This is a genomic window from Nocardia aurantia (assembly GCF_009604425.1).
Classification (GTDB): Bacteria; Actinomycetota; Actinomycetes; order Mycobacteriales; family Mycobacteriaceae; genus Nocardia; species Nocardia aurantia.
Window position 1 is genome coordinate 222,851 of record NZ_WEGI01000009.1, and the last position, 21,608, is coordinate 244,458.

The window sequence follows — 21,608 nt, forward strand, 5'->3', positions numbered from 1 at the left end:
GTCCGGGGCGGCTACCGGGAGGCAGTAAAATCCTAGCCAATATGAGCACCTCACCGGTCGACAGCGTTTCTTCCTTCGACGACGAGAGGGACGCCGCCGACCCGTCCTTCGCTGATCTCGGCATCGATGACCGCCTGCTGGCGGCCATCGCCGACGTCGGCTACGAATCGCCGTCGCCGATCCAGGCCGCGACGATTCCGCCGCTGCTGGCCGGTTCCGACGTGGTCGGACTGGCCCAGACGGGCACCGGCAAGACCGCCGCGTTCGCCATCCCGATCCTGATGGGGATCGGGGCGCGGGCCGACAAGGGCAAGGCGCCGCAGGCGCTGGTCCTGGCCCCTACTCGCGAACTCGCGATCCAGGTGGCCGAGGCGTTCGGGCGCTACTCGTCGCATCTGCCCGGCGTGCACGTGCTGCCGGTGTACGGCGGCCAGAACTACGCCGTGCAGCTGTCCGGGCTCCGCCGGGGCGCCCAGGTCGTGGTCGGCACTCCCGGTCGCGTCATCGACCATCTGGAGCGCGGCACGCTCGATCTGACGCAGCTGCGGTACCTCGTGCTCGACGAGGCCGACGAGATGCTCAAGATGGGCTTCCAGGAGGACGTCGAGCGGATCCTCCGCGACACCCCCGCCGAGAAGCAGGTGGCGCTGTTCTCCGCGACCATGCCGAGCGTGATCCGGAAGATCTCCAAGCAGTACCTCAAGGATCCGGTCGAGATCACGGTCAAGGCGAAGACGACCACCGCCACCAATATCGGCCAGCGCTACCTGTACGTCTCGCATCAGCGCAAGCTCGACGCCCTGACGCGCATCCTCGAGGTCGAGACCTTCGAGGCGATGATCATCTTCGTGCGCACCAAGCAGGTCACCGAGGAGCTGGCCGAGAAGCTGCGGGCCCGCGGGTATTCGGCGGCCGCCATCAACGGCGACATCGCGCAGGCGCAGCGCGAGCGCACCATCGGCCAGCTGAAGTCCGGGCAGCTGGACATCCTGGTCGCCACCGATGTGGCCGCCCGCGGCCTCGACGTGGAACGCATCTCGCACGTGGTCAACTACGACATCCCGCACGACACCGAGTCGTACGTGCACCGCATCGGCCGCACCGGCCGCGCCGGGCGCTCCGGTGAGGCGCTGCTGTTCGTCACCCCGCGCGAGCGGCGCCTGCTGGACGCGATCGAGCGGGCCACCCGGCAGCCGCTGACCGAGATCCCGCTGCCCAGCGTCGAGGACGTGAACGCGCAGCGGGTGGTGAAGTTCCACGACCAGATCACCGAGAACCTGAATTCGGACAATCTGGCGCTGTTCCGGAAACTGATCGAGGACTACGAGGCGGAACACAACATCCCGCTCGCCGACATCGCCGCCGCGCTGGCCGCCTCGGCCCACGAGGGCGACAACTTCTTCATGGAACCCGAGCCGGAACCGCAACGGCGGGACCGCGGTACGCGCAAGTTCGAGGAGGGGCGCGGCTTCGACGACCGTTCGGGCGACCGGCGTTTCGAGGATCGGGGCCCGCGCGATCCCGGCGTCAACCGCACCACCGGTGTCGAGATGGCGACCTACCGGATCTCCGTCGGCAAGCGGCACCGCGTGGTGCCGGGCGCCATCGTCGGCGCCATCGCCAACGAAGGTGGTTTGCGCCGAAGCGATTTCGGTCACATCAGCATCCGCCCCGACCACAGCCTGGTCGAGCTGCCCGCGGAATTGTCGCGGGAGACCCTGGATGCCCTGCGCGAGACCAGGATCAGCGGCGTACTCATCGACCTGCAGCCGGACCAGGGGGCGCCCGGATTCCGCCCCACCAACCGCGGCCCCCGCCGCGAGCACAAGCGCCCGGACTACAAACGCCCCGACCGCCGCAAACCCCGCAGCTGACCCGCCTCTCCGCGTTTCAGGCCATACGAGTCGGGAGCTCGGGAGGTGGTCACAGGTCTCACCCGGGTGCCGCTCGGGTGGGAGTTACCTGGGGAGTTACCCATGTGCTGGCCCGCCTCTCCGCGTTTCAGGCCATACGAGTCGGGAGCTCGGGAGGTGGTCACAGGTCTCACCTGGGTGCCGCTCGGGTGGGAGTTACCCGGGGAGTTACCCATGTGCTCTCGGGATCAGCTGTCCCGGTTCGTGATTCCTGGGGGCCGTGCGGGTGGTCGGGGCCTCGGGTAGGGGGGTGGCGGTCAGTTTGTTGTTGCGCCGGAACCGGTTTGGGGAGCGGTGTTGTCGGGTGCAGGCGGTTGATTCTGGTCCGGTGCCGGTGCCGGTGCCGGTGCCGGTGCCGGGGTGGAGGTTGGTGGTGGGGTGGCGGGGCCGGGGGAGATGGGGGCCGGGGCCGGGGCGTTGGGGTCCGTGGTTGTCGGTGGGGCGTAGGGGTTGGTTTCGGGGTTCGCGTCGACTGTGATGACGCCCAGGGCGGGGGTCAGGGCGCAGCGCTGGCCCGGGTAGTCGATGGTGCCCCAGACGGCGGCGGCCACGGTGCCGGGGCCGGTGTCGACGGTCTTGGACAGCGCGGGGGTGCCGAAATCGGTGAGGTCGTCGAGTTCGGCGATGCCGCTGCGGCCGTCGGCGAGGTTCACCCAGGCCAGGGCGAGGCCGGCGGAGATCGGGAAACCGGTCACCATCGGGCTGGCCTGGAAGCGGATGGTGCCTGCCGGGCCGGCGATGCCGCGGTCCGGGCCGGGGATGCCCGCGGCTCCGGTGACGACCGTGGTGGTCAGCGGGAGGTCCCGGCCACAGCCCATGGTGGTGGCCTGGGTCAGGAACGGGGTGAAGCCGCCCGCGATGTGATCCAGCCCGCTCGCGGCGACGAGTTCGGCCGCGTTCGCGACGGCGGTGACCGCCGTGCGGCTCGCCGGATCGGGGGCGGCGGCCGCGGTGAGGCGGTCGATCGCGGCGTCGAGCGGGGTGGGAATGGGTTGCGCGAGAGTGCTGCCGACGGCCGCCGCCGCGCCGATACCGAGCGCGGCGGTGGTCGCGGCCAGCCGCGCCATGGTCCTGCCGTTCACGCGAATGCTCCACATCTGTTCGTGCACTACGGGACCGGGCCCGTGGATCGCGGGCTCGGCCTGCTCCGCAACGTACCAGCCGTCCTCGCCGGGCGTAAGGCCGAGCAGGTCGGCCGCCCGGTCCGACATGCGACCCCGACTCGGGTTACCGAGAGGTAAGTTTGACTGCGGACATTCGAGCACGGTGGGAGACGCCATGAAACTTGCCCTGTCACCCGAAGAGGTGGCCTTCCGCGACGACTTGAACCGGTTCTACCGGACCGAGATCCCGCAGGAGATCCGGGACAAGGTCCAATACGGCCTGGACCTCACCCGGGAGGATGTCGTCACCACGCACAAGATCCTCAACGACGCCGGGCTCGCGGTGCCGCGCTGGCCGGTCGAATGGGGCGGCAAGAACTGGACCCCGATGCAGCTGCACCTCTGGGAGGACGAGTTGCAGCTGGCCAGCGTGCCCGATCCACTGACCTTCAACGCCAACATGATCGGCCCGGTGATCGCCCAGTTCGGATCGCAGGAGATGAAGGAGCGGTTCCTGCCGGCCACGGCCGCGCTGGACATCTGGTGGTGCCAGGGTTTCTCCGAACCCGACGCCGGCTCCGACCTGGCCTCGCTGCGCACCACCGCGGTGCGCGACGGTGATTCGTACATCGTGAACGGCCAGAAGATCTGGACCACGATGGCCCAGTGGGCGGACTGGATCTTCTGCCTGGTGCGTACCGACCCCAGCGCGCCGAAGCGGCAGGCGGGGATCTCCCTGCTGCTGTTCGATGTGAAGACGCCGGGGGTGACCATCCGCCCGATCAAGCTGATCGACGGCCGGCACGAGGTCAACGAGGTCTTCTTCGAGAACGTCCGGGTACCCGCCGATCAGCTGGTCGGCGAGGAGAACCAGGGCTGGACCTACGCGAAGTATCTGCTCGGCAACGAGCGCACCGGCATCACGGCGGTCGGCCGCACCAAGGTCCGGCTCGCGGTGGCGAAAGAGTATGCCGCGCAGGTGAAGTCGCGCTCGGGCACGCTGCTCGACGATCCGCGGTTCGCCGCCCGCCTGGCCGAGGTCGAGAACGAATTGCTGGCCCTGGAGCTGACATTGCTGCGGGTGGTCGCCAATTCCAGTGAGGGCAAGCCGAATCCGGCCTCCTCGGTGCTGAAGATGCGCGGTTCGGAACTGCAGCAGGCGGCCACCGAACTGCTGCTGGACATCGCCGGTCCGGACGCGCTGCCGGTGCGAGCCGGCGTCGCCGGGCCCGAGTGGGCGCAGCGCACCGGCCCGGCCTACCTGAATTTCCGCAAGACCACCATCTACGGAGGTTCGAGCGAGGTGCAGCGCACCATCATCGCCTCCACCATCCTCGGATTGTGAGGCACTGACATGGATTTCGAACTCACCGAGGAGCAGGTGCTGCTCGGCGCCACCGTGCGCGATCTGCTGGCTCGCGCCTACGACCAGGAATCGCGGCTGAAGACGCTCGAGACCGAACCGGGCTGGAGCCGTGAGGTCTGGTCACAGCTGGCCGAATTGGGCGTGCTGGGCCTGAGTTTCGACGAGGAGGACGGCGGCGCCGGTGCGGGGCCGGTGGAGACGATGGTCGTCCTGGAGGAGCTGGGCCGCCGGCAGGCGCCGGAGCCGCTGCTGGACGCGGTGCTGCTGCCGGGCGGGCTGGTGCGCGCCGTCGGTACCGCCGAACAGCGGCAGCGGATCCTGCCGGAGGTCGCGGGTGGCTCCCGGCTGCTGGCCTTCGCGCACGACGAGCCGGGCTCGCGCTGGCCGGACAACGAGGTGGCGGTCACCGCCGTCGCCGACGGGTCCGGATTCCGGCTGACCGGTGTGAAAAACCCGGTGGCCCACGGTGATTGCGCCGACGAGCTGGTGGTCAGCGCCGGGCTGCCCGGCGGCGGCATCGGCCTGTTCCTGGTCGCCGCGACGGCCGAGGGGGTGCGGCGCACGCCGTACCGCACCTACGACGAACGCCGGGGCGCGCAGGTCGAATTCGATTCCGCCCCGGCGGAACTGCTCGGCGGCCCGGAGGCCGGCGACGCGAGCGCCGCGATCGCGGCGGCGATCGTCGCCGCACAGGCGAGCCTGAACGCCGAGGCGGTCGGCGCGATGGCCGAGGCGCTACGACTGACCAGCGAATACCTGAAGACCCGCAAGCAGTTCGGCGTGACCCTGTCGAAGTTCCAGGCGCTGACCCACCGGGCCGCGGACATGTACGTGTCGCTGGAACTGGCCCGCAGCATGAGTTACTACGCCACGGCCGCACTGGCCGACGGCACCGCGGATCCGATGATCGCGTCGCGCGCCAAACTGCAGGTGGATCGCAGTGCCAGGCATATCGGGCAGGAGGCCGTCCAGATGCACGGCGGGATCGGCATCACCACCGAATATCCGGTGAGCCACTACGTGGCCCGCCTCACCGCCATCGGCCGCACCTTCGGATCGGACCTCGAGCATCTGCGGCTGCTCACGGACCGGGTGGCCGGATACGGACTGGCCGAACTCTGACCGCACTCCGGCGAGCCCTCGGCGCGGGCACTGACATGGACTTCGCGCCGAGGGCCGGCACGGCCGGCGGGGAGAGCCTCGTGCCCGCACCCCGGTGATGCGGCGCGATCTCGAGCCCCGGATTCAGCGCGAGTGATCGATGAGTGCCGAGCCGGTGGAAGGAGCGGCCGGGGAGGACGTCGGCGCCACACCGCGGGGCGTGACCGCGGGGCGCAGCGTCGGCGTCGGCTTCGGGGAGGTGGAGCGATTCGGCGCGAGGTTGTCGTACAGCGGCTGCTGCGCGGTCGGGACCGCCTCGACCGGCGCGGCCGGCACCGGCCCGACCACGGCGAGACCCGACGGATTGGCGGGCGTGCTGCTCTCGGTGTGCAACCGCGGCGGCTGCGCGGCGACCCGCCAGCTCGGCGAGGGCGGGATGACCACCTGGAAGGACGAGGTCGTCCCCGCGCGGACGACCTCCGCCGGCGCCTGCTGCAGATCCGCGTTCAGCGGCGGCGGCGCGACGTAGGTGTCCTGATGCCCGAGGCCGCAGGCGCCGATCAGGACCAGGCCCACCGAGATCGCACCGGCGGCGAGCGCGGGGCCCGCCACTGCGGCATTCAGGCGGTTCGGGACCTTGTCGGCTCGTTCACCCGAGCCCGCCTTGCTGCCATCCATCGGTACACTGCTCCTCAATTGTCTCGAGTCGGCCTCACGATAACGGAGGCTGGTGTACGGGGCCAGACGGGCGGAATGCGCGGCACGTTACCCGCCGATTGTCTCAAACACGCTTGATTCAAATAACAAATCGATAACATGCGCGTGTCGCGGGCACGTGTCGCATTGAGATTCGGCCACGAAGACGTAGCGTGTGAGCAACGTTACACATGAGACGCCCGAAGTTTGCTGAGGGACACTCCGTGTTTCGCGGGCGCCATTCGCCACTGTCGTTGATGGTTTCCGTGCTGCGCGGGTCTCGGTGGTCGGGTGTCATCGAGGAGTGGTGATGGGAGCTTTCTCGACATCTCCGCTGCGTGCCATGCCGCAGCAGGATTCGTCGGCCGTGTCGTACCCGCGCTCGGCGTGGGCGGTGGCACCCCGGGTGGTGGCCTGGGTGATATTTCTCGGCGGAATGGTCGGCGCGGGACTCGGCATCGCCGAGTTGCGAGTCATGGTCACGGTGGCCGGGCTGATCCTGGCCTGTACCACGGGCCTGGTCCTGCTCAAGTTGCGCGCCGACGCTCAGCAACGCGACGCCTGACCGGCGGCCGGGCGCGCGTACCGCGTGCCCGGCCGCTGCTCCCCGTACGCGCCGAAAATCGGTGGGCTCGCGCGGCATTCGCGACTAGCGTGCTGCCGCATGAGGATCGAGCCGACCGAGGATCCGGCCGAGTTCCGCCGTCGCGCCGGAGCATTCCTGTCCCGCGACCCGTTGCGGCACACGGTGATCGGTTCCGTGCTGGCGCGACTGCTGCACGGCACCGGTGAAACCGCGACCACGTTCGTCTCGGTGCACGAGGGCGACGCGGTGACCGGCGTCTGTATGCGCACCCGCGGCTACGGCGCCTACCTCGGCGCGCTGCCCGCCGCCGCGATCCCCGCCCTGGTGGAGCTGTTCGCCCGCCGCGCACCGGATCTCGACGGTGTCGAGGGCACGCCGGACCTCGCCGCGGATTTCGCCCGGCAGTGGACCACGCTGCACGGCACGGACTTCCGGCAGGAGTCCGTCGCGGTGCAATACCGGCTGGGCGAACTCCGCGTCCCGCGGACGCCCGGAACCGCCCGGCGCGCCACGACATCCGATATCGAGCTGTGCGAGCGATGGATGGTCGCGATGAATCGGGAGGTCGGCGCCGGCTACCGGCCCGGCGCGGCTCCCGGCCGGATCGCCGACGGTCTGGTGTGGATGTGGGAGCGCGACGGCGTCCCGGTGTCGGTGGCCGGTGAGCAGCCCCCGATGGACGGCTGGAGCCGGATCGGACCGGTCTACACGCCGCCCGGAGCGCGCGGTCACGGCTACGGCTCGGCGGTCACCGCGCACGCCTCGAAGCGGTTGCGCGACAGCGGGTGCGAGGTGTGCCTGTTCGCCGACGCCGCGAATCCCACCTCCAACAAGATCTATCGGGACATCGGCTACCGGCCCGTTCGCGAATTCGCGCACTACCGCTTCGGCGCCGTGACGTAGATCGGACGCGCAACGCGCCCCCGGCGGCCGCCGCGGGCCGGATAATGGGGTATGGCGGTCCACCGTGAGCGAGAAATGCGCGAACTGACGGACGGGGATTCGCTGCGACTGCTCGCCACGGTGCGCTTCGGCCGGATGGTCGTCAACCGGCATTCCGTGCCGATGATCCGGCCCGCCAACCATCTCGTGGAGGGCGACGACCTGATCATCTACGCCTCCCTCGGCGGCGCCCCGCTGTATCCCGACCGGCAGGTGGTCGCCTACGAGGCCGACACCATCGACCACGAGACTCAGCTGGGCTGGTGCGTGATCCTCACCGGTCCGGCCGAGGTGGTCGGCGACGACGAGGAGGTCGCCCGGTACGAGCGGCTGACGGATCCGTGGCTGCCCGGCGCCCGGCGGCGGATCCTGCGGATGTGCCCCGACGTCGTCACCGGCATCGAACTGGTCGGCGCGGCCGGTGTGCCGCGCTCCGCGAACGGGTCCTGACTCTCCGAATCCCGGCCGCAGAACAGAAACGTGTTCTACTCTGTGGCTGGGCCGATACGAGGAGGTGCCGACCATGGATCTCGTTGCCTTGGAGCAGATCCGTACGCTCAAGTACCGCTATCTGCGAGCGCTGGACCTGAAGAACTGGGACGAGTTCGGCGAGACACTCGCCGAAGACGCCGTCGGCCGCTACGGCTCGCCGTCGGGCGGGCAGCCGCTGCACTTCACCGGCCGGGACGAGATCGTCGGCTACATGCGCACCGCGCTGGACGCCAACATCATCACCGTGCACGTGTGCAGCCATCCGATCATCGAGATCGACGGCGACACCGCCACCGGCAGCTGGTGCCTGGAGGACACGGTCATCGTGCCCGAGCACGGCGTGGCCATCCGCGGCGCCGCCTACTACGAGGACCGCTACCGGCGTGCGGGCGACCGCTGGTGGATCACGCACACCGGGTACCAGCGGCTCTACGAGGGCATGCTCCCGCTGACCGGCTTCACCCTCACCGCCAACCGCTGGGATCCGGCCGCCACCCACTGACACCGGACCGCGCGGCATTGGCCAGACTGGGGGGATGGAACATCTCGACGTCGTGATCGTGGGTGCCGGCCTGTCCGGGATCGGGGCCGCCTACCGGCTGCAGACCGAGCTGCCCGGGAAGAGCTTCGCCGTGCTGGAGGGCCGCGACACCCTCGGCGGCACCTGGGACCTGTTCCGCTACCCCGGCGTGCGATCCGACTCCGACATGTTCACCCTCGGTTATCCGTTCAAACCGTGGCGGGCGGCGAAGGCGATCGCCGACGGCGCCTCGATCCTCGACTATCTCACCGAGACCGCCGAGCAGTTCGGCATCGATCGGCGAATCCGCTACGGCGTCAAGGTGATCGCCGCCGACTGGGACGGCGCGGCGGCCCGCTGGACGCTGACGCTCTCGCGCGGGGACGAGACCGAAACCCTCACCTGCGGCTTCCTCTACTGCTGCGCCGGGTACTACGACTACGAGCGCCCGCACGCCCCCGAATTCCCCGGCGTCGAGGATTTCGCCGGGACGATGGTGCATCCGCAGTTCTGGCCCGCGGATCTGGACTACACCGATGCCCGGGTGGTGGTGATCGGCAGCGGCGCCACCGCGGTCACGCTGGTCCCGGCGATGGCGGAGACGGCCGGCCGGGTCACCATGCTGCAGCGCACCCCCAGCTGGATCGCCCCGGTGCCCGGCCGGGACAAGTACGCCGACCGGATCCGCGCGCTGCTGCCCGCGGGCCCCGCCCACCGCCTGATCCGAATCAAGAACATCCTGTTCAATGCCGGTTTCTACCAGTACTGCCGGCGTCGCCCGGAATCCGCGCGGCGGCTGCTGACCGGCCTGGCCACCCGCATCCTGAAGGACGAACGACTGGTCGCCGAGCACTTCACCCCTCGCTACGGCGTCTGGGACCAGCGACTGTGCGCGATCCCCGACGCCGACTTCTTCAAGGCGCTGAAGCGGGACCGGGCCGAGGTGGTCACCGATCACATCGACCGGTTCGTGCCCGAGGGCATCCGGCTGGCCTCGGGCCGCACGCTGCCCGCCGATGTGGTGGTGTCCGCGACCGGACTGCGGCTGCTCGCCTTCGGCGGCATCACGCTGTCCGTGGACGGCGAGCCGGTGCGACTGCCGGAGCACTACGTCTGGCAGGGCGCGATGCTCACCGGCGTCCCCAATTTCGCGGTCTGCATCGGCTACACCAATTCGTCCTGGACGCTGCGCGCCGACCTCACCTCGCGGCTGGTGTGCCGGGTGCTGGCGTACGCCGACCGTCGCGGATACCGGGCCGTGGTGCCGCAGCCGGACGGGCCGCTGCGCGAACATCCGCTGCTGGAGCTGAGCTCCGGCTACATCCAGCGTTCGATCGGTGATTTCCCGCGGCAGGGCGATCGGCGGCCGTGGCGGGTGCGGCAGAACTATCTGCTGGACGCGGCGACCACGTTGCGCACCCGGATGGGCCGGACGCTGAAACCGGTCCGGGCTCAGGAGCGCGCCGGCGTATAGCGCAGCTGGGTGACGCCGGATTCGTAGATCTTGGCGTCGGCCAGCGTCAGCGGCAGATGGATTCCGTCGGGGAACAGTCGCTTGCCCTTGCCGAGGATCAGCGGCGCCAGCAGGAAGCGGTACTCATCGATCAGATCGGCCGCGGTGAGCCGCCGGACCAGTTCGGGACTGCCGATGACCAGCAGCTGCCCCTCGCCCCCGGCCTTCAACTCGCGCACCCCATCGGTCACCGGATCGGCGAGCACCCGCGAATTCCGCCACTGCGGCAGGCGCAGGGTGTTCGACACCACATATTTCGGGGTGGCGTTGTAGAGGTCGGCCATCGGCCCGGAACTGTGCTGCCAGCGGCCGGCCATCTCCTGGAAGGTGTTGCGGCCGAACAGGAATGCCTCGGACTCGTCGAGCAGGTCCAGCATCTCCTCGTCGATCGCGGGGGTCAGGTAGGGCCGCATCCAGTCGCCGGGGGATTCGGCGACACCGTCGAAGCTGAGGAACGCCGCGGCGCACAAGGTTCGCATGGTGTGCTGGCTCTCTGTCGGAGGGCGGGGCGGATGCCCACCGGTAGGACGGTGCGGCGCACGCGAATTGATCGGTGCGCGGGGAGAAATCGTGCCCGTAGCCGGAAATCCGCGGCCCGCGGCCGATCGTCGCAGGTCCACGCGCCACGGGTCGCCGGGCTCGACGTCCGATTACCGCCAGCCCGAATCGGTGTGGTGGGGCAGCATGGCTGCATGACCATCTACACGACGTGGCGGAGCCCCCTGTGTGAACTGTTGCTCGTCGGTGAACGGACCTCGGCCGGGGCGGCGGTGAGCGCGATCGCGATGGCCGGCGGCCGGCGCACGGCCGTCTCGCCGCACTGGACGCCGGACGCGGACGCGTTCGCTCCCGTCGTCGCGCAACTGTCGGAGTACCTCGCCGGGGAGCGGCGGGAATTCGATCTCGAATTCGCGGTGTCCGGCACCGCTTTCCAGCATCGGGTGTGGCAGGCCCTCGACGCCATCCCCTACGGCGTCACCGTCACCTACAGCGATATCGCCGAGCGGATCGGCTCACCGCGGTCGGTCCGGGCCGTCGGCGCGGCGAACGGCGCCAACCCGCTGATGATCGTCCGCCCGTGCCATCGCGTGATCGGCCGGGACGGATCGCTGCACGGCTACGCGGGCGGCCTGGAACACAAACGCCTCCTCCTCGACCTCGAACGAGGGGAGCGGCTCAGCGCCGCACTCGCCGCCGCAGGATCGGGGTCGGATGCGGGGTGAACCGCCGGTGGACGTACTGCAGGGCGGCCAGCAGCAGCAATGCCACACCGGCCGCGGCGTACTCGCCCGCGCGGACGCTCATCAACACCAGCGCGCCGAACAGCGGCACCTCCAGCACCGTGCACCAGCCGAGCAGCCGCAGTCGCGCGGAATGCGCGTCCAGCCATGCCAATCCGTCGTCGACGATGTCCTCGGCCGTCTCCTGCTGGATCAATCCGTCGCCGAACTGCACGAACATGTGCACCGCTTCGGCCCGGCTGATCCTGCCCAGCCACGCCGCATCGATGAGCCGCTTGCCCTCGACCGCGACCTGCGTGATGACGGTCTCCATACCGAGATCCCTTTCCTGCCGGTCCAGAGAGTCTAGGCAGCGAGCCACCCGGCCGCCCGGCCACACGGCGAATACCGGTCGGTAGTAGCGGATTCCGGCCCGTGGCGGGTGGTCAGCGGCGGCCGGCGACGGTATCGAACGCGCTGCCGCCGGCCACGGCGACGAGGACGCCCGCGTGCTCGATCAGCCACCGGCCGCAGACGCACCGCAGGTAGCGGGCGGATCCGTGCGCCGACACGACCGTGGGAGCGGGCCAGGCGCAGGACGGACACGTGAGCGGACCGGTTTCGGGGGCGGGACTGCTGGAAATCATGTCCTCCACCCTGATGTAATGGGTCAGTGCATCTCAACCCTTACGGCGGATCCGCCGCGGAACTGGCCGCCCTGCTCGTCAACGCCGGGCCGGACGCGGACCCGATCGCGCTGCTGGGCGATTTCGGATACCGGCCACTGGGAGCCCTGGACGAGCGGCAACGGACCGCGCTGCGGGACTGGATCGCCCGGCTCGACGCGATCTTCACCGCGCCGGGCATCGCCCCGCTCAACGCGCTGCTGGCCGAAACCACCAGCCGCCCTTACATTTCCACCCACGACGGCAGGCCCCCGCACCTGCACTACGCGCTCGAGGACGCCCCACTGGACGAACGGGTGAAGGCCTACACCGCCGCCGGCCTGGCGAGCCTGTTCTGCGAGGATCCCGGCCGGATCGGGCGCTGTGCCCGGCCGGGCTGCCGTCTCGTGTTCGTCGACACCTCGCGCAACGGCCGGCGGCGATTCTGCTCGACCCGATGCTCCACCCGCGTGCACGTGGCGGAGCACCGGTCGCGAGCCGCGATGCGCTGACGCCCGCTCAGTCCTGCGGGACCACCGTGAACATCGTGCTGCCCCGCAGGCCGGAGCCGGTCACCTCGGCGACCCAGTGGTAGCTGGCCGGCGGCAGCAGCAGGCCGGGCCCGAGATTGGCCACGGCGGCCAGCCGGCGCGCGCCGGGGACGCCGTTCGGCGGCGGAGCAGGGAGCGTGATGTTCAGGGAGAGTGAGTGTTTGCCCGTCTCGGTCTCGAATTCGTATGCGGCGCCGTCCCGGTCGCACAACGTCACCGTGAAGCTGTACTGCTCCTCGCGATCCTCGTCGTCGAGATCCGACAGCACGATCACCGACATCGGCGCCGTCGGGGTGCCGATGGTCGACCATCCGATGCCGAGCGCGTGCACCTTGCCGTCCGTACCGGCCTGCGCGGAGTCGGCGAGGAGTACCGAGATCTTCACTGGACAACACCTTCCTGTTCGGGGACTGGCCCGTGCGCAGACTAACCACAGTCCGGTCGCCGCGCTCGCCGGTGCGCGGGAAAGGCGGAAAATCGGGTTTGTAAACCCTTGCCTTACAATGTTTTCGCGAGCCTTACCTAATTTCGGCAAGCCTTTCTTTGCTGGTGGCGGGCGCCGGAAAACGTTACCGTGACGGCGTGCAGGTGAGTGTTCGTACCGAGATCGGAAATGCCGGAACGGCGTCGCGCGCGGATTCCCGGCCCGTTGCGGAACCGCACGGCGACGGATTGTCCGGCCGGCTGAATCGGCTGCGCGCGGGCGTACTCGGCGCCAACGACGGCATCGTCTCGGTCGCCGGCATCGTGGTGGGTGTGGCCGCGGCGACGACGAATCAGACCGCGATCCTGACCGCCGGCGCCGCCGGTCTGGTGGCTGGCGCGGTCTCGATGGCGCTGGGCGAATACGTGTCGGTGAGCACCCAGCGCGACAGCGAGCGGGCCCTGCTGGCCGTCGAGCGCCGCGAACTCGCCGAACAGCCCGAACTGGAACTGGCCGAACTCGCGGCCATCTACGAGGGCAAGGGGCTCAGCCCCGCCACCGCGTGGAAGGTGGCCGAGGAACTCACCGCGCTGGACGCCTTCACCGCGCACGCCGAGGCCGAACTGGGTATCGACCCCACGGATCTCACCGATCCCCGGCAGGCCGCCGGATCGTCGGCGCTGTCCTTCACGCTGGGCGCGCTGCTGCCGCTGCTGGCGATCCTGCTGCCGGTCGCCGTGCGGCTACCGGTCACGATCGCGGCGGTGCTGGCGGCACTGGCCGTGACCGGCGCGACCGGCGCGCGGCTGGGCCGGGCGCCGATCGCGCGGGCGACGATGCGGGTGCTCGTGGGTGGCGCGCTGGCGATGGCGACCACCTATCTCATCGGACGGGCGGTCGGCCTCGTGGTCTGACCGGAACCCGTTGTGCGCCGGGAACTCTCAGACCCGGGTGCTCACCAGGTCGGCGGCCTTCTCCCGCCGCGCGGCCTCCCGCGCCAGCGAGCGGTCGCGCTGTTCCTCGAAGCGTTCGCAGTCGCGCTTCAGGTTCTCCAGGAACTCGCCGAGTTCCTCCCGCGCCGCCTCGCCGGCGGGCCCGAAGTCGTTGCGCTCGAACACCTGCCACTTGCGCAGCACCGGCCAGAGCACCTCCTCGAGGTGCTGGCGCAGATCGTAGATGCCGTGCTTGGCCATCAGCACGCCGTTGCGCCGCCAGTTCGGCATACCGGCGCCGGGCATCTGGAACTGCATGATGATGTCCTTCACCACCGGCATCGCCTGCTCCGGCACGAGATCCAGTGCGGCGCCGCAGACGTTGCGATAGAAGATCATGTGCAGGTTCTCGTCGGCGGCGATCCGCTGCAACAGGCGGTCGGCGTTCGCCTCGTCGCAGACCCGGCCGGTGTTGCGGTGACTGACGCGGGTGGCCAGTTCCTGGAAGGTGACGTACGTGACCGATTGCAGCAGACCGGTGTTCATCAGCAGGTCCGGTCGCCCCTGCCGGCGAACCAGCGTGTAGGGACTGTAGCCGTTGGTCATGTGGACCATGCGGGCGTTCTCGAGTTCGACCGGATCGACGCTGCGGGTGACCACGAGGTAGTCGCGAATCGCGATGCCGTGCCGATTCTCCTCGGCGGTCCAGCGATTCACCCAGGTGCCCCAGGCACTGTCGCGGGAGAAGCCCTCGGCGATGGTGCGGTGGTAGGAGGGTAGATTGTCCTCGGTCAGCAGATTCGTGATCATCGCCGCGCGGGCCACCTCGTTGAGCTTGGATTGCCCCAGCTCCCAATCGGTTCCGTCCAGCGCGGCGAAGTTGCGGCCCTCGTCCCACGGCACATAGTCGTGTGGATGCCATTCCTTCGCCATCGACAGGTGGCGGTTCACGTTCTGCTCGGCCACGGCTTCCAGCTCGATCAGTAGTTCGAGCTGCGTCAGATTCCTGGCCACGATTCACCCCTTCCTCGCTCGGATCGGCGGTCGACGCTGATGCATTCGACGTAGCGACCCGGTTGCTGCGTGTCATGCGGTTGGGTCCGCAAGCTTCGCCACGATAATGTAGACCGGTCATGGCCGATCCCGGTAAGGGTCCGGGGCGCGTCGCAATAAAGAGGATGAAGCTCCTGTTGAAGGTGTCCCCGATGGTCCGGGCGGCGGCCTGGAGGTGTCCGCTTCCAACCGCTTTCGCCGGATTCGGCGCCACCCTCAGTGTGTATTCGCCGCAGTGTTGCCACCGAAAGTGAGCCGAGCATGACGATTTCCAGCACCATGCGCTATCCAGATGTCGTCGTCACCAGTGTCGCGGCAACAACGTCGATCGCCGGCGATGTCGACTCCACGTGGAAGGGCCTGCTCAACGGAGAGAGCGGCATCGACGTCCTCGAGGACGATTTCGTGGACAGGTTCGGCCTGCCGGTGCGAATCGGCGGGCACCTCAAGGTGAATCCCGACACCCTGCTGCCGATCGAGGAGTACCGCAGGCACTCCTACTTGCAGCGGATGGCGCTGGTCCTGGGGCGGGAGGTGTGGAGCAACGCCGGTCGCCCGGAGGTGGATCCGGAGCGGCTGGGCGTATCGATCGGGACCGGGCTCGGTGGCGCCGAGGTCTTCATCGAATCCCACCTCCGGATGGAGAAGAGCGGCTATCGGCGGGTGCGGCCGCTGGCCGTGCCGATGATCATGCCGAACGGCCCCGCGGCGACCGTCGGCATCGAACTCCGTGCCAAGGCGGGGTATTCCACGCCGGTCTCGGCCTGCTCCTCGGGTTCGGAGGCGATCGCCAACGCCTGGAAGATGGTGGTCATGGGCGACGCCGACATGGTCGTCACCGGCGGCGTGGAGGGTTCGATCCAGGCCCTGCCGATCGCCGCGTTCTCGATGATGCGGGCGATGAGTACCCGCAACGACGATCCCAAGCGGGCCTCCCGCCCGTTCGACGCGGCGCGTGACGGTTTCGTCTTCGGCGAGGCGGCGGCGCTCATGGTCATCGAGACCGAGGCGCATGCCAAGGCGCGCGGCGCCAACATCATCGCGCGGCTGCTCGGCGCGGGCGTCACGTCCGACGGATTCCATCTGGTGGCGCCGGATCCGGAGGGCCGCGGCGCGGCGCGGTCGATCACCCGCGCACTGCAAACCGCGGGCCTGTCGAAACGCGATGTGGCGCATGTGAACGCGCATGCCACCGGAACGCCGATCGGCGATACCGCCGAGGCGCGCGCGATCTCGTCCGCGATCGGCTCGCACGCCTCGGTGTACGCGCCGAAATCGGCTCTCGGACATTCCATCGGCGCGGTGGGCGCGCTGGAGTCGGTATTGACCGTTCTGACCATTCGGGACGGAATCGTCCCGCCCACACTGAATCTGGACAACAAGGATCCGGAAATAGATCTCGACATCGTATCCGGGCAGGCCAGGCCCGGTCGTATCGACTATGCCGTCAACAACTCCTTCGGCTTCGGCGGCCACAACGTCTCCCTGGCCTTCGGGCGATATTGAGTAGCATCGGGAAACGCCGCCCGCACGTCGCCGAACTCCTGCTACCCTTCGGACTCCGGTGTCGATCTGTGTTCGTTTTCGTGTCATCGTCCGGCCGAGAGCCGTGCGTGAAAAAGGATAGGAAATGATCGGCGAGACATTTGAAGACTTCTTGGACGAATCGGGCAATATCGTGGTCCAGAGCGAATGGACCATGATCGATTTCGTCGACTGCAACGCGGCCGAGCGCGGCGACCTGCTCGCCTACCGCTTCATCGACTATTCGCGCGAGCGCGACGGTGAGGTGCACGAGCTCACCTGGGCGCAGTTCGCCCGGCGCGCACGAGCGGTGGCGGCCCGGCTGCAACAGGTCACGAAACCGGGTGAGCGGGTGGCGATTCTGGCGCCGCAGGGCCTGGACTACGTCGTGTCGCTGTTCGCCGCCGTCTTCGCCGGCAACATCGCGGTGCCGCTGTTCGATCCGGGCGAGCCCGGGCACATCGATCGGCTGCACACGGTGCTCCGCGACTGCACGCCGATCGCCATCCTCACCACGGCGGGTTCCGCGGCCGGGGTCCGCGAGTTCTTCGCCGCCTATCCGGCGGCCCGGCGGCCCCGGGTGATTGCCGTCGACGCGATCCCCGACAGCGTCGCCGGGCAGTGGGCGCGGCCGGACATCGACAACGAGAGCGTCGCCTATCTGCAGTACACCTCGGGCTCCACCCGGACCCCGACGGGCGTCGAGATCACGCATCGGTCGGTGGGCACCAACCTGTTGCAGATGATCGACGCGCTCGACCTCCAGGAGGGGACCACCGGGGTCAGCTGGCTACCGTTGTTCCACGACATGGGCCTGTTGTTCGTGATCCTGCCGGTGGTGCGGGCCGGTTCGGTCACGCTGATGTCGCCCAGCGCGTTCGTGCGGCGGCCGTACCGCTGGCTGTGGGCGATGAGCGCCGAGGCCAACGACGGCGCCGCGATCTTCTCCGCCGCACCGAATTTCGCGTTCGAGCACGCGGCGCTGCGCGGCCTGCCGAAGGGCGGCGACACGCTCGACCTGTCGAATGTGATCGGCATCATCAACGGCAGTGAACCGGTCTCGCCGTCCTCGATGAAGAAGTTCAACGACGCGTTCGTGGCCTTCGGGCTGCCGAAGACGGCGATCATGCCGTGCTACGGCATGGCCGAGGCCACACTGTTCGTGTCGTCGCAGCGGATCCAGGACGAGCCCAAGGTGATCTACGTCGATCGCGCCGAACTGAACGCCGGGCGCATGGTCGAGGTGGACGCCGACGCCGACAGCGCGGTGGCGCAGGTGTCGTGCGGATACATGGCCCGCTCGGAATGGGGCGCGATCGTCGATCCGGCCACCGGTTCCGAGCTGCCCGACGGCGACATCGGCGAAATCTGGTTGCACGGAAACAATCTCGGCATCGGCTATTGGGGCAGACCCGAGGAGTCCGAGGCCACCTTCCGCAACGAGCTCCTCGGCCGGCAGCCGGTCAGCCACGCCGAAGGTGTTGCCGCGGACGGTGATTGGATGCGCACCGGCGATCTGGGCGCCTATCACAACGGCGAGCTGTTCATCACCGGCCGGGTCAAGGATCTGGTGATCATCGACGGCCGCAACCACTATCCGCTCGATCTGGAGAACACGGCGCAGGAGGCGTCGACCGGCCTGCGCCCCGGCTTCGTCGCGGCGTTCTCCGTCGCGGTCGACGAACTGCCCGAGGAGGCCCGTGACGGTTCGGCCGACGCCGTCGGGGAACAGCTGGTGATCGTGGCCGAACGCGGCAGCGGCGCCGCGAAGGCCGACCCCGAACCCATCGTCGAGGCGGTGCGGACGGCGATCGCGCGGCTGCACGGGCTCGCCGTGCGGGATCTGCTGCTGGTGCCGGCGGGCTCGATCCCGCGGACCTCCAGCGGCAAACTGGCCCGGGGCGCCTGCCGCACCGCGTATCTGGAGGGCAGCCTGCGCGGCAGCCATCGGCAGCAGTCCTTCCCGGACGCGACGGACTGATCCACCGTTCCCGGCGCGCTGGTGGCGCGAATGCGTAGCCACCAGCGCGCCTTGCCTTTCGGACACGCGAGTGTCCGCGCCTGTCCCCAGCGGATTCGCCGAATCGTGAGCTAACATAGAGCTAATTCAGGTTCCGAGTGACGGCACGAGGGGCTGGCCATATGGATTACCCGTTAGCCGAATTGCTTGCGGTGGCGGCACATTCGTCGCCGATCCGGCCGCTGACGCTCGAGCGCGCACACCGCGTCATGCAGGTCCACGCCGATTGCGGCACGGACAGCTGTCGCAACAAGCGCGCCGCCTACGAGGCGTTGGTGAGCGCGGGACATCTCGTCCCCGACAGCTCCCGGCGCCGCCGTTCCGGCTGATCCCCGCCGTCGTTCCGGCTGATCTCCGCCGCCGTTCCGGCTGATCCTCAGCGCCGGTCCGGCTGAACCGTTCAGCCCGCACCGTACCCGCTCGTTCGGTGTGCTGACCGGGCCGCATCTGTGGCAGACTCGGCAGGCACGATGCGGCCGGGCCGACGACCGTGTCCACATTGCGGGAGTTTGGTATGGCCGTGGAGCTGAGTGCGATCGAACAGCAGGTCGCCGACGATCGGCGGACCGCGGCCCAGGAACGGACCGTCGAGGCCGACCTGCGCCTGGCCACCTCCCTGTGCGAACTGGCCCGGGCCTTCATCGTTACCAAGAGCAACGGGTCCGATCGCGACCGCGCGCCCGCCGCGCTGGAGCCCGCGCAGGAGGCGGTGCTGATCCGGTTGCGGCACCTGGTCGGCGGTCAGGTGTCGGCCCAGTTCGCCGGACAGGTCCAGGAGGCGCTGCGGTTGTTCGAGGAGGCCGCGCGCACCATCGGCCACCGCGAGCTGGCGACCGCGACCATCCGCAAGGCCTGCGACGCGTATCGCGTTGTGGCACGGCAGTATCCGGCGGCGGCCGCGGTCTGCGCCGACGGGCTGTCCAAGTGCGGTGTGTGGCTGATCCGGCTCGATCCGGACACCGCCGTCGCGGCCAGCGAGGAGGCGGTGCGCATCCGCGCCGGCCTGTTCGCCGCGAATCCGGATCAGGCGGCCCGCTACCTGTCCAGCCTCAATCTGTTGTTGCGCACCTTGATGATCGGCCGTCAGCGCAAACAGGCGCTGGCCACCTATCGGGAGCGGTACGCGGCGTGGACCTCGCCCGCGATGACCACCCGGCTGCGGGAGACGCGCATCGAGGAGATCGACTTCACCAGCAAGACCCAGGCGGCACTGGCGAAACTGGACTGTCAGACCCTGGAGCGGGCCGGCTATCTCACCCAGCAGCAGATCCTGTACCAGACCGACGGCGATCTGACCACCATCGAGGAGGTCAACTGGAAGCTGGGCCTGATCGGGCTCAAGCCGCTGGCCGCGGGCGCGCTCGCCGACCCGCCGTCCAAGCCGGTGGAGATCTCCGACTCCTTCGGCGCGCTGACCGTGCTGTGCGCGGAACCGGACGCGGTGGGCCTGGTGCGGGCCGCCGTGCTGGAGGCGTACGCCGACGCCGGGGCCTATCCGGTCGGCAGCACCGCCTTCCTGGGCGTGCACAAATCCCATTGGGGCATGCCGGATCCCGAGCTGAACACCGCCGCGCAACTCGGTGACGACGTGGTGCTGGTGGAGCGTGCGGGCGGCAACTGGGTCGCGGTCAAGAGCCTGTTCTGGGAGCTCACCCCGCTGGGCAGACATCCACTGGCACTGCGGCTTTCGCAGCAGTGGCCGGTCCTGGCGGTGAACAGCACGGAGGGCCTGGCGTACGAATTGTGCTGGTATCGGGACGGTTCCGCGACCAACTACGCCGCGCTGGGGCGCCCGGCCGGATACTCGGACCTCGACCAGCCGTTGGCGCCCATCGACTTCGCGGCACTGGCCGAGTACGGCGCCGACTACGCGTCGGAGACCCAGGTGCGCGCCGCCTTCGGCAACACCGCCATGTTCGCCAAGCTCACCCATCTGCCGGGCAGCGGGATCCGGCAGGAGAGTCGGTCCCGTCCGCTGTCGGACTCGGGCGAGAACGTGTTGTTCTTCCGGCAGAACAGCCGGCCCACCCGGTCCCGCCGGGCCGTCGCCGAGGAGCCCGCGCAATCCTGACACCGCGCCGGGGCGCCGGGGCCGGGCAGTAGGGTCGATCCGGTGGAGCTTCACGTGGGATGTGCGCAGTGGACGCACCCGGCCTGGCAGGACCGGCAACCGAACCCACGGGAACGCCTGCGCGGCTACGCGAACTGGTGCAACGCGGTCGAGGGCAACACCACCTTCTACGCCACCCCCACCGCGAAGACCGTCGAGTCCTGGGCCCGGCAGACCGCGCCCGATTTCCGGTTCGTGCTGAAACTGCCGCGCGCGGTAACCCACGAGCGGCGCCTGCGCGACGCCGAGCCGGAACTGCGCGAGTTCCTGGCGGCCGTCGAACCACTGGGTCCGCGGCTGCACGCACTGTGGGTGCAGCTGCCCGCCTCGTTCGGGCCGACCGACCTCGGCGCGTTGTGGACGCTGCTGCGCGGACTGCCGGACGGGTACCGGACCGCGGTGGAGGTCCGGCATCCGGCCTTCTTCGAGGATCCGCGGTCCCGTGAGCGGCTGGAGCTGTTGCTCGGCCGGGCGGGCGCGGAATGGCTGCCGTTCGACACCACGGTCTTGTTCGCCGAGCGGGCCGGCAGCCCCGCCGAGCTGGACGCGTGGTCGAAGAAGCCGCGGCTGCCCCGGCGTACCCACGCGCTGACCGACCACCCCATCGTGCGCTACATCGGCCGCGACGACCGCGGCGCGACCGTCGCCGGCTGGCGGCCCTGGGTGACCACGGTCGCCGGCTGGCTGCGCGAGGGCCGGTCGCCGACGATATTCATCCATACGCCCGACAACGCCGAATCACTGTCGCTGGCCCGCCTGTTCCACGCCGAGGTGGTGGCCGAAGTCCCCGGCCTCGATCCGCTGCCCGAACCGGCGCCGACCGGGCCGATGACGCTGTTCTGAGCGCCTCGGTGCCCGTCCCGGCCGGATGGCTTGC

23 protein-coding genes are annotated in these 21,608 nt (G+C 69.4%); 16 read left to right on the top strand and 7 right to left on the bottom strand.

Translation table 11 applies throughout. The features are described 5' to 3' along the window. The first annotated feature begins 41 nt into the window (after positions 1 to 41). Positions 42 to 1,874, top strand: coding sequence for a DEAD/DEAH box helicase (locus NRB56_RS21150; protein ID WP_153344799.1), 1,833 nt, complete (start codon positions 42 to 44; stop codon positions 1,872 to 1,874). 296 nt (positions 1,875 to 2,170) lie between these two features. Here NRB56_RS21150 and NRB56_RS21155 read toward each other — a convergent pair whose 3' ends face one another. Beyond that, positions 2,171 to 3,124, bottom strand: a complete 954-nt coding sequence (locus NRB56_RS21155; protein WP_153344801.1) for a hypothetical protein — start codon at positions 3,122 to 3,124, stop codon at positions 2,171 to 2,173. A gap of 67 nt (positions 3,125 to 3,191) precedes the next feature. Between NRB56_RS21155 and NRB56_RS21160 the strand changes: the two genes are divergently transcribed. After that, the gene (locus NRB56_RS21160) at positions 3,192 to 4,361 is read left to right on the top strand and encodes an acyl-CoA dehydrogenase family protein (protein WP_153344803.1); all 1,170 of its coding nucleotides are present in this window, start codon (positions 3,192 to 3,194) and stop codon (positions 4,359 to 4,361) included. Positions 4,362 to 4,370: 9 nt separating this feature from the next. Further along, the gene (locus NRB56_RS21165) at positions 4,371 to 5,504 is read left to right on the top strand and encodes an acyl-CoA dehydrogenase family protein (protein ID WP_153344805.1); all 1,134 of its coding nucleotides are present in this window, start codon (positions 4,371 to 4,373) and stop codon (positions 5,502 to 5,504) included. A gap of 123 nt (positions 5,505 to 5,627) precedes the next feature. Here the strand turns inward: NRB56_RS21165 and NRB56_RS21170 are convergent, their stop codons facing one another. Then, positions 5,628 to 6,161 (bottom strand): hypothetical protein, encoded by a 534-nt coding sequence (locus tag NRB56_RS21170; protein ID WP_153344807.1) that lies wholly within the window; start codon positions 6,159 to 6,161, stop codon positions 5,628 to 5,630. A 328-nt stretch (positions 6,162 to 6,489) separates the two neighbouring features. Here NRB56_RS21170 and NRB56_RS21175 point away from each other — a divergent pair, with 328 nt between their 5' ends. From NRB56_RS21175 to NRB56_RS21195, 5 genes are all read left to right on the top strand, one after another. Then, positions 6,490 to 6,744 (top strand): hypothetical protein, encoded by a 255-nt coding sequence (locus NRB56_RS21175; RefSeq protein WP_227838096.1) that lies wholly within the window; start codon positions 6,490 to 6,492, stop codon positions 6,742 to 6,744. A 99-nt stretch (positions 6,745 to 6,843) separates the two neighbouring features. Further along, complete coding sequence (locus NRB56_RS21180) at positions 6,844 to 7,668, top strand: GNAT family N-acetyltransferase (protein WP_153344809.1); 825 nt, start codon at positions 6,844 to 6,846, stop codon at positions 7,666 to 7,668. Between the two features lie 75 nt (positions 7,669 to 7,743). Further along, the gene (locus tag NRB56_RS21185) at positions 7,744 to 8,157 is read left to right on the top strand and encodes a pyridoxamine 5'-phosphate oxidase family protein (protein ID WP_194290925.1); all 414 of its coding nucleotides are present in this window, start codon (positions 7,744 to 7,746) and stop codon (positions 8,155 to 8,157) included. Between the two features lie 73 nt (positions 8,158 to 8,230). After that, a complete protein-coding gene (locus NRB56_RS21190; protein ID WP_153344813.1) occupies positions 8,231 to 8,701 on the top strand; it encodes a nuclear transport factor 2 family protein in 471 nt (156 codons plus the stop codon). A gap of 34 nt (positions 8,702 to 8,735) precedes the next feature. Then, the gene (locus NRB56_RS21195; protein ID WP_153344816.1) at positions 8,736 to 10,193 is read left to right on the top strand and encodes a flavin-containing monooxygenase; all 1,458 of its coding nucleotides are present in this window, start codon (positions 8,736 to 8,738) and stop codon (positions 10,191 to 10,193) included. On the opposite strand, the gene NRB56_RS21200 is transcribed toward NRB56_RS21195, so the two are convergent. After that, positions 10,172 to 10,711 carry a dihydrofolate reductase family protein gene (locus tag NRB56_RS21200; protein ID WP_153344818.1) on the bottom strand — a complete coding sequence of 180 codons (540 nt, stop codon included), beginning with the start codon at positions 10,709 to 10,711 and terminating at the stop codon, positions 10,172 to 10,174. The genes NRB56_RS21195 and NRB56_RS21200 overlap by 22 nt on opposite strands. A 213-nt stretch (positions 10,712 to 10,924) precedes the next feature. On the opposite strand from NRB56_RS21200, the gene NRB56_RS21205 reads away from it, so the two are divergent. Next, positions 10,925 to 11,455, top strand: a complete 531-nt coding sequence (locus tag NRB56_RS21205) for a methylated-DNA--[protein]-cysteine S-methyltransferase (protein WP_153344820.1) — start codon at positions 10,925 to 10,927, stop codon at positions 11,453 to 11,455. Here the strand turns inward: NRB56_RS21205 and NRB56_RS21210 are convergent. After that, positions 11,409 to 11,786, bottom strand: a complete 378-nt coding sequence (locus NRB56_RS21210; protein ID WP_153344822.1) for a hypothetical protein — start codon at positions 11,784 to 11,786, stop codon at positions 11,409 to 11,411. The genes NRB56_RS21205 and NRB56_RS21210 overlap by 47 nt on opposite strands. 112 nt (positions 11,787 to 11,898) lie before the next feature. Next, positions 11,899 to 12,099 (bottom strand): hypothetical protein, encoded by a 201-nt coding sequence (locus NRB56_RS21215; protein WP_153344824.1) that lies wholly within the window; start codon positions 12,097 to 12,099, stop codon positions 11,899 to 11,901. Positions 12,100 to 12,125: 26 nt separating this feature from the next. On the opposite strand from NRB56_RS21215, the gene NRB56_RS21220 reads away from it, so the two are divergent. Then, entirely contained in the window at positions 12,126 to 12,629 is a 504-nt protein-coding gene (locus NRB56_RS21220; protein WP_319943302.1) for a CGNR zinc finger domain-containing protein, read from the top strand. A gap of 7 nt (positions 12,630 to 12,636) precedes the next feature. Here NRB56_RS21220 and NRB56_RS21225 read toward each other — a convergent pair whose 3' ends face one another. After that, positions 12,637 to 13,053, bottom strand: coding sequence for a DUF6941 family protein (locus NRB56_RS21225; protein ID WP_153344826.1), 417 nt, complete (start codon positions 13,051 to 13,053; stop codon positions 12,637 to 12,639). 221 nt (positions 13,054 to 13,274) lie between these two features. On the opposite strand from NRB56_RS21225, the gene NRB56_RS21230 reads away from it, so the two are divergent. After that, positions 13,275 to 14,006: a VIT1/CCC1 transporter family protein gene (locus NRB56_RS21230; protein WP_319943354.1), complete on the top strand. Its 732-nt coding sequence runs from the start codon at positions 13,275 to 13,277 to the stop codon at positions 14,004 to 14,006. Between the two features lie 27 nt (positions 14,007 to 14,033). Here NRB56_RS21230 and NRB56_RS21235 read toward each other — a convergent pair whose 3' ends face one another. Next, on the bottom strand, positions 14,034 to 15,038 hold the full coding sequence (locus NRB56_RS21235; protein WP_319943303.1) for an acyl-ACP desaturase: 1,005 nt from the start codon (positions 15,036 to 15,038) through the stop codon (positions 14,034 to 14,036). A 300-nt stretch (positions 15,039 to 15,338) separates the two neighbouring features. On the opposite strand from NRB56_RS21235, the gene NRB56_RS21240 reads away from it, so the two are divergent. The 5 genes from NRB56_RS21240 to NRB56_RS21260 all read left to right on the top strand — a co-directional run bounded on the left by NRB56_RS21240 (position 15,339) and on the right by NRB56_RS21260 (position 21,574). Next, positions 15,339 to 16,583, top strand: coding sequence for a KasA/KasB family beta-ketoacyl-ACP synthase (locus NRB56_RS21240; protein WP_153344829.1), 1,245 nt, complete (start codon positions 15,339 to 15,341; stop codon positions 16,581 to 16,583). Positions 16,584 to 16,710: 127 nt separating this feature from the next. Further along, on the top strand, positions 16,711 to 18,582 hold the full coding sequence (gene fadD32, locus NRB56_RS21245; protein WP_319943355.1) for a long-chain-fatty-acid--AMP ligase FadD32: 1,872 nt from the start codon (positions 16,711 to 16,713) through the stop codon (positions 18,580 to 18,582). 161 nt (positions 18,583 to 18,743) lie between these two features. Beyond that, complete coding sequence (locus tag NRB56_RS21250) at positions 18,744 to 18,950, top strand: hypothetical protein (protein WP_153344833.1); 207 nt, start codon at positions 18,744 to 18,746, stop codon at positions 18,948 to 18,950. Between the two features lie 185 nt (positions 18,951 to 19,135). Further along, positions 19,136 to 20,692 carry a hypothetical protein gene (locus NRB56_RS21255; RefSeq protein ID WP_153344835.1) on the top strand — a complete coding sequence of 519 codons (1,557 nt, stop codon included), beginning with the start codon at positions 19,136 to 19,138 and terminating at the stop codon, positions 20,690 to 20,692. A gap of 42 nt (positions 20,693 to 20,734) precedes the next feature. Continuing rightward, positions 20,735 to 21,574: a DUF72 domain-containing protein gene (locus tag NRB56_RS21260; protein WP_319943304.1), complete on the top strand. Its 840-nt coding sequence runs from the start codon at positions 20,735 to 20,737 to the stop codon at positions 21,572 to 21,574. The last annotated feature ends 34 nt before the right edge of the window (positions 21,575 to 21,608 follow it).

What these genes read in the sequence shown, in the direction of transcription:
- NRB56_RS21150 (WP_153344799.1), top strand. Translation starts at nt 42, where the DNA reads ATGAGCACCTCACCGGTCGACAGCGTTTCTTCCTTCGACGACGAGAGG.
- NRB56_RS21155 (WP_153344801.1), bottom strand. Translation starts at nt 3,124, where the DNA reads ATGTCGGACCGGGCGGCCGACCTGCTCGGCCTTACGCCCGGCGAGGAC.
- NRB56_RS21160 (WP_153344803.1), top strand. Translation starts at nt 3,192, where the DNA reads ATGAAACTTGCCCTGTCACCCGAAGAGGTGGCCTTCCGCGACGACTTG.
- NRB56_RS21165 (WP_153344805.1), top strand. Translation starts at nt 4,371, where the DNA reads ATGGATTTCGAACTCACCGAGGAGCAGGTGCTGCTCGGCGCCACCGTG.
- NRB56_RS21170 (WP_153344807.1), bottom strand. Translation starts at nt 6,161, where the DNA reads ATGGATGGCAGCAAGGCGGGCTCGGGTGAACGAGCCGACAAGGTCCCG.
- NRB56_RS21175 (WP_227838096.1), top strand. Translation starts at nt 6,490, where the DNA reads ATGGGAGCTTTCTCGACATCTCCGCTGCGTGCCATGCCGCAGCAGGAT.
- NRB56_RS21180 (WP_153344809.1), top strand. Translation starts at nt 6,844, where the DNA reads ATGAGGATCGAGCCGACCGAGGATCCGGCCGAGTTCCGCCGTCGCGCC.
- NRB56_RS21185 (WP_194290925.1), top strand. Translation starts at nt 7,744, where the DNA reads ATGCGCGAACTGACGGACGGGGATTCGCTGCGACTGCTCGCCACGGTG.
- NRB56_RS21190 (WP_153344813.1), top strand. Translation starts at nt 8,231, where the DNA reads ATGGATCTCGTTGCCTTGGAGCAGATCCGTACGCTCAAGTACCGCTAT.
- NRB56_RS21195 (WP_153344816.1), top strand. Translation starts at nt 8,736, where the DNA reads ATGGAACATCTCGACGTCGTGATCGTGGGTGCCGGCCTGTCCGGGATC.
- NRB56_RS21200 (WP_153344818.1), bottom strand. Translation starts at nt 10,711, where the DNA reads ATGCGAACCTTGTGCGCCGCGGCGTTCCTCAGCTTCGACGGTGTCGCC.
- NRB56_RS21205 (WP_153344820.1), top strand. Translation starts at nt 10,925, where the DNA reads ATGACCATCTACACGACGTGGCGGAGCCCCCTGTGTGAACTGTTGCTC.
- NRB56_RS21210 (WP_153344822.1), bottom strand. Translation starts at nt 11,786, where the DNA reads ATGGAGACCGTCATCACGCAGGTCGCGGTCGAGGGCAAGCGGCTCATC.
- NRB56_RS21215 (WP_153344824.1), bottom strand. Translation starts at nt 12,099, where the DNA reads ATGATTTCCAGCAGTCCCGCCCCCGAAACCGGTCCGCTCACGTGTCCG.
- NRB56_RS21240 (WP_153344829.1), top strand. Translation starts at nt 15,339, where the DNA reads ATGACGATTTCCAGCACCATGCGCTATCCAGATGTCGTCGTCACCAGT.
- NRB56_RS21250 (WP_153344833.1), top strand. Translation starts at nt 18,744, where the DNA reads ATGGATTACCCGTTAGCCGAATTGCTTGCGGTGGCGGCACATTCGTCG.
- NRB56_RS21255 (WP_153344835.1), top strand. Translation starts at nt 19,136, where the DNA reads ATGGCCGTGGAGCTGAGTGCGATCGAACAGCAGGTCGCCGACGATCGG.